At 74.9% G+C, this 11,439-nt stretch carries 11 protein-coding genes and 3 tRNA genes; 10 read left to right on the top strand and 4 right to left on the bottom strand.

The genetic code is table 11. The annotated features are described in order from the left end of the window. The first annotated feature begins 205 nt into the window (after positions 1-205). The 6 genes from JZ5iCDA_RS11980 (at position 206) to JZ5iCDA_RS11955 (ending at position 1,871) form a co-directional block, all read left to right on the top strand. Positions 206-287, top strand: a tRNA-Tyr gene (locus JZ5iCDA_RS11980). Between the two features lie 159 nt (positions 288-446). Next, positions 447-519, top strand: a tRNA-Thr gene (locus JZ5iCDA_RS11975). 60 nt (positions 520-579) lie between these two features. Continuing rightward, positions 580-656 (top strand) — tRNA-Met (locus JZ5iCDA_RS11970). A gap of 87 nt (positions 657-743) precedes the next feature. Next, complete coding sequence (gene rpmG / locus JZ5iCDA_RS11965) at positions 744-914, top strand: 50S ribosomal protein L33 (RefSeq protein ID WP_069387381.1); 171 nt, start codon at positions 744-746, stop codon at positions 912-914. A gap of 40 nt (positions 915-954) precedes the next feature. Continuing rightward, a complete protein-coding gene (locus JZ5iCDA_RS11960) occupies positions 955-1,422 on the top strand; it encodes an FAS1-like dehydratase domain-containing protein (RefSeq protein WP_069387380.1) in 468 nt (155 codons plus the stop codon). Continuing rightward, a complete protein-coding gene (locus tag JZ5iCDA_RS11955) occupies positions 1,419-1,871 on the top strand; it encodes a MaoC family dehydratase (protein WP_069387379.1) in 453 nt (150 codons plus the stop codon). Before JZ5iCDA_RS11960 ends, JZ5iCDA_RS11955 begins: the two co-directional genes overlap by 4 nt. A gap of 150 nt (positions 1,872-2,021) precedes the next feature. Here JZ5iCDA_RS11955 and JZ5iCDA_RS11950 read toward each other — a convergent pair whose 3' ends face one another. Together JZ5iCDA_RS11950 and JZ5iCDA_RS11945 are read right to left on the bottom strand one after the other, a co-directional pair. Beyond that, entirely contained in the window at positions 2,022-3,032 is a 1,011-nt protein-coding gene (locus JZ5iCDA_RS11950; RefSeq protein ID WP_069387378.1) for a hypothetical protein, read from the bottom strand. Further along, positions 3,029-3,700 (bottom strand): SigE family RNA polymerase sigma factor, encoded by a 672-nt coding sequence (locus JZ5iCDA_RS11945; protein ID WP_069387377.1) that lies wholly within the window; start codon positions 3,698-3,700, stop codon positions 3,029-3,031. The genes JZ5iCDA_RS11950 and JZ5iCDA_RS11945 overlap by 4 nt, the downstream gene beginning before the upstream one ends. Positions 3,701-3,854: 154 nt before the next feature. Between JZ5iCDA_RS11945 and JZ5iCDA_RS11940 the strand changes: the two genes are divergently transcribed. Then, a complete protein-coding gene (locus JZ5iCDA_RS11940) occupies positions 3,855-5,357 on the top strand; it encodes a Tat pathway signal sequence domain protein (protein WP_253182064.1) in 1,503 nt (500 codons plus the stop codon). A gap of 42 nt (positions 5,358-5,399) precedes the next feature. On the opposite strand, the gene JZ5iCDA_RS11935 is transcribed toward JZ5iCDA_RS11940, so the two are convergent. Continuing rightward, on the bottom strand, positions 5,400-6,539 hold the full coding sequence (locus JZ5iCDA_RS11935) for a LacI family DNA-binding transcriptional regulator (protein WP_069387376.1): 1,140 nt from the start codon (positions 6,537-6,539) through the stop codon (positions 5,400-5,402). 220 nt (positions 6,540-6,759) lie between these two features. Here JZ5iCDA_RS11935 and JZ5iCDA_RS11930 point away from each other — a divergent pair, with 220 nt between their 5' ends. The 3 genes from JZ5iCDA_RS11930 (at position 6,760) to JZ5iCDA_RS11920 (ending at position 10,781) form a co-directional block, all read left to right on the top strand. Continuing rightward, entirely contained in the window at positions 6,760-8,163 is a 1,404-nt protein-coding gene (locus JZ5iCDA_RS11930; protein WP_253182063.1) for an MFS transporter, read from the top strand. Next, positions 8,160-9,521: an MFS transporter gene (locus JZ5iCDA_RS11925; RefSeq protein ID WP_069387374.1), complete on the top strand. Its 1,362-nt coding sequence runs from the start codon at positions 8,160-8,162 to the stop codon at positions 9,519-9,521. The genes JZ5iCDA_RS11930 and JZ5iCDA_RS11925 overlap by 4 nt, the downstream gene beginning before the upstream one ends. Positions 9,522-9,611: 90 nt before the next feature. Then, entirely contained in the window at positions 9,612-10,781 is a 1,170-nt protein-coding gene (locus tag JZ5iCDA_RS11920) for a UDP-N-acetylmuramate dehydrogenase (protein ID WP_069387382.1), read from the top strand. Positions 10,782-10,815: 34 nt separating this feature from the next. Here JZ5iCDA_RS11920 and JZ5iCDA_RS11915 read toward each other — a convergent pair. Further along, positions 10,816-11,439: L,D-transpeptidase family protein (locus tag JZ5iCDA_RS11915; protein ID WP_171905370.1), on the bottom strand; the 624-nt coding region annotated here is incomplete at its 5' end.

Here is an 11,439-nt window from a genome sequence, read left to right as displayed (position 1 = left end):
GGGGCGGCGTCGGGGGCGGGCGGGGTCGCGGGGTCGCTCACGGGTCCACTCTAGGAGCGGGGGCGGTGCGCCCCGGGGCGGCCGGGCCGGGCTCGGCCGGGCCCGGCCGGGCGCGGATTTCGCGAGCGGTCCTCCGGGCTGTATCGTGGGCTCGCCCGCGTGGCCACCAGCACGACGTGCCGGAGGTCCGCCGGGTGCTCCACACGGCAGGTTGCCCGAGCGGCCAAAGGGATCTGACTGTAAATCAGACGGCTCAGCCTTCGGGGGTTCGAATCCCTCACCTGCCACCGGAGCGACGGGGCGTCACCGACAGGTGGCGCCCCGTCGTCGTTCCGCGCCGGGCCGGCGACGGCGAGCACTCCGCCCGCTCGCCTCGCGGGCCCGCAGAACGGCGGAACCGCGCCGATTTCGTGCGGGGCCCGGTTCCGTGTAGAGTTTTCCGCGCTGCCCCGATAGCTCAGTCGGCAGAGCATCTCCATGGTAAGGAGAAGGTCAAGGGTTCGATTCCCTTTCGGGGCTCTGTGGTGACGCGGGGTCGTCTTGCGGAATATCGCGAGACGGCCTCGCGTTCAGTCACGCGGCGGGGTAGCTCAGATGGTTAGAGCGCACGACTCATAATCGTGAGGTCGCGGGTTCGATCCCCGCCTCCGCTACCACTATCGACAACTCCCGTACGGCGGCCGGCGTCGTGCGGCCTGCACAGCACATGCGCCCTCCGGAGGCGCGAGAGGTGGCTCACTACCGTGGCAAGCAAGAGCGCTGACGTTCGCCCCAAGATCACTCTGGCCTGTGTGGAGTGCAAGGAGCGCAACTACATCACGAAGAAGAACCGTCGCAACGACCCGGACCGCCTGGAGCTCGCGAAGTTCTGCCCGCGCTGCGGCAAGCACACCGCGCACCGCGAGACCCGCTGAGCCAGCGGCTCCACCGCGTCGGCGACCTGCTGCGAGCGTCATGAGCGTCAACCCGGCCTACGTCGGCCGCGAGTACCCCGCGAAGGCGCCGTACTCGGTGGGACGCGAGGCGCTGCGCCAGTTCGCCGACGCCGTCGGCTCCACCCACCCCGTGCACCACGACCTCGTGGCGGCGCGGGGTGTCGGCTATCCGGACCTCGTCGCCCCGCCCACCTTCGCGGTCGTCGTCGCGCAGCGCGCCGAGGCGCAGCTCATCGAGGACCCCGAGGCCGGGATCGACTTCTCGCGCGTCGTCCACGCCGACGAGCGTTTCACGCACCACCGGCCGATCGTCGCGGGCGACGAGCTCGTGACCGTGCTGCACGTGGACTCGATCGTCGAGCGAGCCGGCCTCGCGATGGTCACCACGCGCTGCGAGATCTACGCGCAGACGGACGGCGACGCGGGGGAGCGGACGCCGGTCGCGACCGTCACCTCCACGCTCGCCGTCCGGGGGGAGAACGCATGAGCGCCGAGCAGGCCGCCGGGTCGACGGCCGCACGTCCCGTCCTCGCCGAGCTGAGCGTCGGGGACGTCGTCGGCACGCGCACGGTCGAGGTCGACCGGGCACGCCTCGTCCGGTACGCGGGCGCGAGCGGCGACTTCAACCCCATCCACTGGAACGACGCGTTCGCGGCGGAGGTCGGGCTGCCCGGCGTCATCGCGCACGGCATGTTCACGATGGGTGCGGCCGTCGCGCTCGTCGAGGACTGGGCCGGCGACCCGGGCGCCGTCGTGGACTACCAGACCCGCTTCACGCGCCCCGTCGCCGTCCCGAACCCGGGTGTCGCGACGATCGAGGTCACCGGCGCGATCGGGGCGATCGACGCCGACGCCGGCACGGTGCGCGTCGACCTCACCGTGACGTTCGAGGGTGCGCGCGTGCTGGGCAAGACGCAGGCGGTCGTCCGCCTCTGACGCCGGTCCCGCCTCGGAGGCGGGTGACGCGCTGGTCTCGTACCTCGTCGCACGGCAATCTCAGGAGGCCGTCCGGCTCGCACCAGAGACCACGTACGGCGGCGCCGCACCCACCGGGGTGCGGCGCCGCCGTCGTCATGGGTGCGCAGGTCAGCAGGTCTCCCAGTCCACGCAGCCGCTGCCCTCGAGCCGCGGTTCCTTGGGCGGTGCGTCGGCCGGTCCCTCGTCGAGGTAGGTGTTCCTGGTCTCTATCCACTCTTGCGAGGTGCTGCCGTCCTCGTGGCGCTGCTCGGATGCCGTCCTCCCCGAGATCTCGAGGAGTCGGTGTCCGACGGGGTCGTACACGAAGCGCTCGACGAGACCATCACCGACGTACTCCAGCCCCTCGCCGAGACGTCCTTGCGTGTCGTGTACGTCGCCGAGCGGGGAGGTGGTGGGTAGGTCCGTGACGATGGTCCACAGTGCGTCCCGCAGGGCGGGGGGCGCCGGGCTGGCCTTGAGCAGGTTCATCGCGCTACCCAGTACTGCGTCTTCCGGTGTGCGGAATCCCCCGTACAGACCGAAGTTGGCGCGCAGGATCGGTTCGAGCTCTTCCGGGTCGGTGGGGAGCGTGTAGAGGGTGGCCCAGTCGACCATGACGCTCTCTCCGTCGAGGAGCAGCCATTGCCAGGACCCGGGTCCGGCGGCGGTGGCCGACTCGAGGTCGCCGTCCATCACGAGCAGGCTCGGCCGGTCGTTGCCCAGCCAGTTCTCGTGCACGTTGAGGGATGTCTCGCCGTTGCCCACGCTCTCGAGAATCTCGTAGCGCACGTGCCAGTACGGCGCGTCGGGCCAGCCTGGTCCGAGGGCCGAGGCATCGTCGGCAGAGGTGGGGGCGCTGTCTGCCGGAGCGGGCGGGGCGTCGGTCAGGGTGGAGGGCGGCGCCGTGGCGGGTGCGATCTCGGGGGCCTGGTCGGCCCACGGCTGGGTCGCCCAGCCGACACCGACACCGACGAGGGCGACGCCCGCCACGAGGGCGGTGGCCCGGCGTCGGCGGCGAGTGCGCCGGGCCGCCGGGACGACGCGCGCCGTGTGCACCCTGACGTCGGGCGCGGAGGCGTCGATGCGCTCGCGCAGGTGCCGCACGAAGTCCTCGTCGGTGCGAGGCAGGATGTCGGTCATGACGGGCTCCCCTCGGTGGGGTCGACGAGCGGTGACGGTGGGTGGTGCGAGCCGGTGGTGCTGTCGACAGCGCGCGTGTGACGAGGTTCTGCAGCGTCCGCGGCCGACAGCACCGACCGGAGCTGTGCGAGACCACGGGAGGCCGTGGACTTCACGGTGCCGACGGACACACCGAGGTCGTCCGCGACCTCGCGCTCGGTGAGCCCGACGAGGTGGCGCAGCACGACGATCCGGCGCTGCCGGCGTGTGAGGGTCGCGAGCGCACGGACCAGGCGGTCCCGCTCCGCGTGCGTCTCCGCGGTCGCCGACCCGACGGCACTCTCCGGGACGTCGGCGGGCGCGACGAGCACCTCGCGCCGCCGTCGTCGCCACTGGTCGACGCGCGACGTCGCGAGGGCTCTCCGGGCGTAGGCGTACGGGTCGCGTTCCCGCGCCGTCGTCCAGCGCAGGTACGTCTTCGTCAGGGCCTGCTGGACGAGCTCGTCAGCCTGGTGCGCGTCCCCGCAGAGCAGCCAGGCGGTACGCGCGAGCCGGGGCGCGGCATGCTCCATGAAGTCGGTGAACTCCTGCTCGCGGTCTGTCGCGACGCGCAGGAGGGGAACGTGGTCGGGTGGCCCGTCGTCGGGCGCGTCGTCGTCCTGGGAGACGGCGAGGGCGTTCACGGTCATGACTGTGACACGTCCGAGCGACGCGGAAGGTTGAGTCCGACATGCTCCCGCTTCGAACGTCCGTCAGGAGCGGGACGTCGACGGCTCTTCCCACGGTGGGAACGCTCCCACTACGGTGGGCGCGCACGGCTCGACGACGTCGAAGGAGACGCTGATGCCCCTGCCTGATTCCCACGTCCACACCAGCGATGGACGGCCCCCGCGCCCCGGCGGTGCCCTGGACCGCCGCGCGTTCCTCGCGCTCACCGGTGCCGGTGCCGCCGCACTGAGCGGCGTGCTCGCCGCACCCGCCGGGGCCGCGCCCGCGGGCACCGAGATCTCCGCGCGCGGCGGCCCGCACGGCGACAGCCGGGACGCGCGCGAGTCCGTCCGGCGCGCGCACGCGTTCCTCGACGTGGCGACGAACGCCTACCCCGAGCAGAACCCCGGTCCGCGGCTCGCGCAGTCGTACGCCGACCAGCTCGGCCTGTTCTCGACGGCGTTCGTCTACGACAACGCGCTGGCGATCTGCGCCTCGCTCACCGCGGGCCGGGCGCACCTGGACCGCGCGCGGGCGCTCGGCGACGGCCTGGTGTTCGCCCAGGAGAACGACCCGACCCACGACGACGGCCGGCTGCGCCAGGCGTACAACGTCGGGCCGTACGTCTTCCACGACGGCACGCCGCAGCCGCACGGGCTGGTGCTGCTCGACGGCACCGCCAACATCGGGTGGCAGTTCGGGTTCCTCGGCACTGCCGTGGGCGACATGGCGTGGCCGGGGATCGCGCTTTTGCACCTGCACGCCGCGACGCGTGATCGCCGCTACCTGCGCGGAGCGCTGCGCATCGGCGAGTGGATCGTCGCGAACACGTGGTCCACGCGACCGCTCGGCGGGTTCTCGTTCGGCGTCGACGCCGCGAACGCGCCCGTCCCCAACGGCTCGACCGAGCACAACGTCGACTGCGTCGCCTTCTTCCGCCAGCTCGCGGCGGCGACCTGGGACCGGCGCTGGCTGCGCGCGAGCGACCATGCCCGCGCGTTCCTCGACCGCATGTGGGAGCCCGACGGCGGCTTCTTCTACACGGGCACGAACGACGGGACCGAGATCAACCGCGACCCGCTGCCGCTCGACCCCCAGACGTGGGGCTGGCTCGCGCTGCGCGACCGCCGCACCGCGAAGGCCCTGGACTGGGCGTCGCAGGCGCTGGCGACCCGCGACGTCGCGGGCGACGGCGTCTCCCAGCTCCCGGCAGGAGTCGCCGTCGACGGCGTGACGTTCTCGAGCGCGAGCCTCACCTCGTCCGCGTCGTACAACGGGCTCCCCGTCCACCCGCGGGGCGTGTGGCTCGAGGGCACCGCGCAGCTCGCGGCGGCGCTCGCGGACCGTGACGACAAGGGCGGGCGAGGGCGGGGCGGCCGCCGCGGCCGGGGCGACCGGGACCGCGACCGCGCCCAGGAGCTGTTGCGGCAGGTGCGGGTCGCGCAGGACGCCGTGGGCGCGGGCCAGACGCTGGGCGGCGAGCCGCTGCCGGAGCGGTCGGGTGTCGTCGCGGCGTCGAGCCTGCTCGACACCGGCTTCGGCTTCGGGTACTTCCAGGTCCAGCACGTCGGCGCGACGGCCTGGTACGTCATGGCCGCGGCAGGCGCGAACCCGCTCCAGGTCGGCGGCCTGCGCTGACCCTCGCCCGACGCGACCCGACGTGACGCGACCGGGCCGGGCTCAGGCGGGCGCCGGTCCGGTCGTCGTCCCGACGACGAGCTCGACGTCGAGCGTGACCGTGCCCGGCTCCTCGCCCGCCAGCAGCCCGATGACCGCGCGGCCGAGCTCGGCCCCCTTGCGCGCGAGCGGCTGGTCCACGCTCGTCAGCACGTCCGGGGCGAGCCACGGCAGGTCGAGGCCGTCGAAGCCGGCGACGGACACCTCGTCGGGCACCCGCAGGCCGAGCTCGCGCACGCCCAGCAGGGCGCCGGCGGCCAGCAGGTCCGAGTGGGCGATCACGGCCGTGGGTCGCGTCGCGGGGTCGAGGGGCACGGCCGTGCCGTCCTCCGCGGTGCGCCCGAGCAGGGCGATCGCGGCGGAGCGGCCGTGCTCGACGAGCGACGCCTCGGTCTCCCAGCTCGCGACCGGCTCGACGACGTCGCGCACCCCGGCGAGGCGGTTCGCCGTCGGCGTCCGGTCGACCTGGGCGAGACGCGTCGCGTCGAGGGGGCCGCTGCGGTCGGAGCTGTCGAGGGGCAGGGAGATCTCCGCGACGCGCGTGTGCCCGAGGTCGACCAGGTGGCGGACGGCCGCGGCCGTGCCGGCGCGGTCGGCGATGGCGACGAGCGGCGCGCCCTCGGTCGCGCGACCCTCGCCGATGACGACCGGCACGCCGCGACGGCGCAGCGCGGTGAGCGTCGGGTCGTCGGAGCCGACGCCCCACACGAGCACGGCGACGTCCATCGCGGCGCTCTCCACGAGCGGGTCCACCGCGCGCTGCGGGTCGTCGGACGGGATGCCGGGGATGAGCAGGACGCCGAGCCCGTTCTCGCCGAGCGTCGAGACGAGGCCGTCGAGCACCTTCACGGCGACGGGGTCGCGGAACGCGCGCTTGAGCTGGTCCCCGACGACGACGCCGACGACGCCGGACCGGCCCGACCGCAGCTGGCGGCCCAGCGGGTTGGGCCCGGTGTAGCCGAGCTCCTTCGCGGCGTCGAGCACGCGCGTGCGCGTCTCGGGGGTGATGGGCCCCGCGCCGGAGAACGCGAGCGACGCGGTGGAGACGGAGACGCCGGCGCGCTCGGCGACCGTCGCGAGGGTCGTGCGGTGCGCGACAGGGCCGCCGTCGGCGTCGCCGCTCGGGCGTCCGGTGCCGCTCATCACGCTCCTGCCTGCTCGCCTGCTCGTGCGCCCCGCCGCCGGCCCGCCCCGTGGACGGGCGCGCGCGGCATGTCGATTGACGCGCGGCCAGCGTACCCGCACACTTGTCCACATGCCTCGAATCGATTCGAAGCGCCTCTCGTCCCGTCGGATCGAATCGATTCGAGAGAGGCCTGCGCCCCCGCCCTCGCTCCGTCGCGCCCACGTGGCGCTCCTCGGCGTGTTCGCCCTCAGCGGCGTGATGATGTCGAGCTGGCTCGCGCGCATCCCGTCCGTGCGCGACGCCCTCGACCTGACCGCGGCGGACCTCGGTGTCGTGCTGCTCGCCGGCGCCGTCGGCGCCCTCGCGACCGTCACGGCGGCGGGACCGTTCGTCACGCGCTTCGGCGGGCGGGTCGCGTTCGCGGTCTCCGCGGTCCTGTTCGGCGCCGCGTTCCTCCTGCTCGGGCTGGGACCGGCCACCGGCTCCGTAGCCCTCCTCGCGGCGGGCATCTTCCTCAACGGCATGGCGTTCGCGCTCGGCAACGTCCCGATGAACGTCGAGAGCGCCGGGATCGAGCGGCGCGTCGGGCGCACGATCCTGCCGCAGTTCCACGCGGCGTTCTCGGTCGGCGCGGTCCTGGGCTCGCTCGTCGGCGCGGCGTGCGCGCACGCCGAGGTGCCCGTGTTCGTGCAGTTCGTCGCGACCGGTGCCGTCGCCATGACCCTGCGCCTCGCCGCGATCCCGGTGACGGTGCACGACACCGCGGTCGACCGCACGTCGGGAGGGACGCGCGCGCCGTCGGCCGTCGAGTCGCTCGGCGACGCCGTCGTCGACGTCGAGACCGCCGGGCTGCGCGCCCGCCTCGCCCGGCGCGGCGCCCGCCTCGGTGCCGCCCTGAGCGCCTGGCGCGAGCCCCGGACGCTGCTCATCGGCCTCGTCATCCTCTCGGCGGCGCTGTCCGAGGGGTCGGCCAACGACTGGCTCGCGCTCGCCGTCGTCGACGGGTTCGCCCAGACGGAGGCGGTCGGCGCCGTCGTGTTCGGTGCCTTCGTCGCCGCCATGACGGTCATGCGGCTCGCCGGGACGCGCCTCCTCGACCGGTTCGGCCGCGTCGTCGTGCTGCGCGCGTCCGGGATCGCGTCCATCGCCGGGCTGCTCCTCTTCGGCTTCGCGCCGACGCTCGCCCTCGCCGGCGTCGGCGTGGTCCTCTGGGGCTTCGGCGCCGCGCTCGCCGTCCCCGTCGGCATCGCCGCCGCCTCCGACGAGCCGCTGCGGGCCGCCGCCCGCGTGTCCGTCGTCTCGGCGTTCTCCTCGATGGCGGCGCTCGCCGCGCCGCCGCTGCTCGGCCTCGCCGCCGAGGCGATGGGCGCCCGGCACGCCCTCGTGCTCATCGTGGGCGCGATGGTGCTCAGCGTCCTGCTCGCCCGGCAGGTCGCCCCGCTGCGCCCGTCCGCCGCTCCCGCACCGCGCGGGACGGGGGAGGATGGCACCGTGCCCGACGACGCACCCTGCGCGCCCGCGGCGGACACCCCGGCGCGGGGCAGCCGTCGCCGGCTCGTCGTCCGCCGTCCGCGCTCCACCACCTCGCCCGCGCGCCGCCCCGCCGGGCGCCCGACCCACCGACAGGAGACGTCCGCATGACCACCACCGCGCCCCGCGCCCCGCGCGTCGCCGCGCTCGCCGCCTGGGCGGTCTTCGCGGTGTTCTTCCTCAACGGCTTCAACTTCGCGACCTGGGCGTCCCGCCTGCCCGCCGTGCGCGACGTGCTCGACTTCGCCGAGAACCAGATGGGGCTCCTGCTGCTGTTCGCGGCGTTCGGCTCGCTGCTCGCCCTGCCGTTGTCGGGGCTCGTCGTCGAGCGGCTCGGCGCGGCCCGCGCCGTCGTGGTCTTCGCCGTGGTGAACACGGCGGGTGCCGTGACCACGGTGTTCGCCGTCACCGAGGGCGCCGACTGGGTCGTGCGCGCGGGCCTGCTCCTCATGGGCGTGGGCACCGGCGTGTGGGACGCCGCGATGAACCTCGAGGGCGCGGCCGTCGAGCAGAAGCTCGGGCGCACGATCATGCCGCGGTTCCACGCCGGGTTCTCCTTCGGCACGGTGACCGGCGCGGGCGTCGGCGCCCTCGCCGCCGCCGCGGACGTGCCGCTGCAGTGGCACGTGTCGGTCGCCGTCACGGTCAGCCTGCTCGCGGTGCTCTGGACGGTGCGCTGGTTCCTGCCCGCGGGCGGGGGTGCGCACGGCGCCGACGCGGCGCGCACGCACGCGAGCCCGGACGACGCCCGCTGCGCCGACCCCGCCACCGCGGTCCCCGCACCGTCCGGCACCACGCAGGGCACGGCGCGCCCGGGCGGCGCCCGCTCGCAGCTGTCCGCCTGGACCGAGCCGCGCACGCTGCTCATCGGCCTCGTCGTGCTCGCCGCGGCCCTCACCGAGGGCGCGGCGAACGACTGGGTGAGCCTCGCCGTCGTCGACGGGTTCGGCACCGACAACGCCATGGGAGCGGTCGGGCTCGCCGTGTTCCTCACGGCCATGACCGGCATGCGCCTGCTCGGCACCGGCCTGCTCGACCGCTACGGACGCGTGGCCGTGCTGCGCATCTCCGCCGGCCTCGCGCTCGCGGGTCTTCTCGTGTTCGGGCTCGTGCCGAACCTGTGGCTCGCTCTCGTGGGCGTCGTGCTCTGGGGCCTCGGCGCCGCGCTCGGCTTCCCCGTGGGCATGAGCGCCGCCTCCGACGACCCGCGGCGCGCCGCGGTGCGCGTGAGCGTGGTGGCGACGATCGGGTACTCGGCCTTCTTCGTCGGCCCGCCGCTCATCGGCTTCCTCGCGCACGAGGTGGGGTACCGCAACGCGCTGCTCGTCATCGCGGTGCCGATCGTCGTCGGGCTGCTCGTCGTCGGCGCGGCACGGCCGCTGCCGGCGACGCCCGCCGAGGAGCCCGCCGACGAGGAGCCGGCCGAGGTGGAGGACGGCCGCACGTCGGCCGCCGACCGCGCGAACTAGGCTGTCCGGGTGACCTGCGAACCCTCTTCCCCGCGCCTCGCCGACGCGGGCGCCGCCCCGGACGCCGTCCTCGCGAGCCGGCCGGGGCTGCTGCCCGAGGCCGTCGGCGTCCCGACACTGGCCGAGCTGACGACGCTGCGCGTCGGCGGCCCCGTCGACCGATACGTCGAGGCGCACTCCGAGGCCGAGCTCGTCGAGACGGTACGCGCGGCCGACGAGGCCGGCGAGCCGCTGCTCGTCCTCGGCGGGGGCTCGAACCTCCTCGTCGCGGACGACGGATTCGCGGGCGTCGTCGTGCGCGACCTGCGGCAGGGCGTCGTGGTCGACGCGCAGGACTCGTGCGGCGGCGCGAGCTTCACCGCGCCCGCCGGGCAGGACTGGGACGCGCTCGTCGCACGCGCGGTCGCGGAGGAGTGGGTCGGCGTCGAGGCGCTGTCCGGCATCCCCGGCACGGTCGGGGCGGCCCCGGTGCAGAACGTCGGCGCGTACGGCCAGGAGGTCTCCGGCGTGATCTCCACGGTCCGCGTCTGGGACCGCGCCCGCTCGCGCGTGCGCACCCTCGCGCTCGGCGAGCTCGGGTTCGGCTACCGCACCTCGGTGCTCAAGCGGTCCATGCACGAGACGCCGGAGCCGGGCGAGCACGGTGCCGCGACCGGCCCGTGGTACCCGTCGCCCCGCTACGTCGTCCTCGAGGTCGGGTTCCAGACCCGGCTCGGCTCGCTGTCCGCGCCGATCGGGTACCCGGAGCTCGCGCGGCGTCTCGGCGTCCAGGTGGGGGAGCGCGCGCCGAGCGCCGACGTGCGCGAGGCGGTCCTGGCGCTGCGCGCCGGCAAGGGGATGCTGCTCGACGACCCGAGCGCGCCGGACGTCGACCGGTGGAGCGCCGGCTCGTTCTTCACGAACCCGGTCGTCGCGGTGGACCGGGCCGACCAGCTGCCCGCCGACGCGCCGCGCTACCCGGTGCGGTCCGCCCGGCCGAGCCGCACGACCGGCCCGAGCCTCGGCGAGGTCGACCCGACGCTCGTCAAGACGTCGGCCGCGTGGCTCATCGAGCACGCGGGCTTCCACCGGGGCTTCGGCGTCCACGGGTCCGCGAGCCCTGCGACGCTGTCGACGAAGCACACGCTCGCGCTGACGAACCGCGGGGGTGCGAGCGCCGCCGACGTCGTCGAGCTCGCGCGCACCGTGCGCGACGGCGTCCGCGACGCGTTCGGGGTCGAGCTCGTCCCCGAGCCGGTGCTGGTCGGCGTCTCGCTCTGACGCGACGGCCCCGGGGCCGGTTCAGCAGCCGGGTTCAGTAGACGACGACCGTCGTCCCGGGCGGGGCACCCCAGGCGTCCCAGATCCAGTTCATCGCGTCGTTCGACACCCGTACGCACCCGTGCGACGCCGGCCAGGGCGGGATCGACGGCGACCCGTGGACCGCGATGCCGCCGGTGAAGAACTTCGGGCGCCACATGCTCCCCAGCTCGAGGCTGGACTCGTGGTTCCCGTCGACCTGGCGCCCCACCTGGAACGTGCCGCGCGGCGTGCCGGCGCGGTAGCTGCGGCCGCGGGCCTCGAAGCGCTCGCCGTTGCCCGAGGAGGCGTTCACCACGGTCACGACGCGGCCGTCCTCGACCGCGAGCAGGAGCTGGCGGTCGAGGTCGATCTCGATGACGCGCCCCGAGCCGCTGCGCGCCTGCGGCCGCACGCCCGCGTCCAGCGCCGCCTGCGTGGCGGGGCCGACGACGCCGTCGCGCGCGGTGCCCGCGGCCTTCTGCAGCGCCCACACGGCCTGCTGCGTGCCCGGTCCGAAGTGCCCGTCGGGCGGGCCGATGAAGTAACCGAGCTCGCCGAGGCGTGCCTGGAGGGCGGTCACGCGCTCGCCGGTCGCGCCGCGCTGGAGCTGCTCGGGCTCCGGCGGGGGCGGCGGTGC

The organism is Cellulosimicrobium cellulans, assembly GCF_001722485.1.
Taxonomy (GTDB): domain Bacteria; phylum Actinomycetota; class Actinomycetes; order Actinomycetales; family Cellulomonadaceae; genus Cellulosimicrobium; species Cellulosimicrobium cellulans_A.
The sequence above is the reverse complement of the archived record's forward strand: the minus strand, read 5'-3'. Positions and strand labels throughout refer to the sequence as shown.

Bases quoted from the DNA above. Each gene is read 5' to 3' on its own strand.
- JZ5iCDA_RS11935 (WP_069387376.1), bottom strand. From the start codon at position 6,539: ATGAGCGGCACCGGACGCCCGAGCGGCGACGCCGACGGCGGCCCTGTC.
- JZ5iCDA_RS11955 (WP_069387379.1), top strand. From the start codon at position 1,419: ATGAGCGCCGAGCAGGCCGCCGGGTCGACGGCCGCACGTCCCGTCCTC.
- JZ5iCDA_RS11925 (WP_069387374.1), top strand. From the start codon at position 8,160: ATGACCACCACCGCGCCCCGCGCCCCGCGCGTCGCCGCGCTCGCCGCC.
- JZ5iCDA_RS11950 (WP_069387378.1), bottom strand. From the start codon at position 3,032: ATGACCGACATCCTGCCTCGCACCGACGAGGACTTCGTGCGGCACCTG.
- JZ5iCDA_RS11945 (WP_069387377.1), bottom strand. From the start codon at position 3,700: ATGACCGTGAACGCCCTCGCCGTCTCCCAGGACGACGACGCGCCCGAC.
- JZ5iCDA_RS11960 (WP_069387380.1), top strand. From the start codon at position 955: ATGAGCGTCAACCCGGCCTACGTCGGCCGCGAGTACCCCGCGAAGGCG.
- JZ5iCDA_RS11940 (WP_253182064.1), top strand. From the start codon at position 3,855: ATGCCCCTGCCTGATTCCCACGTCCACACCAGCGATGGACGGCCCCCG.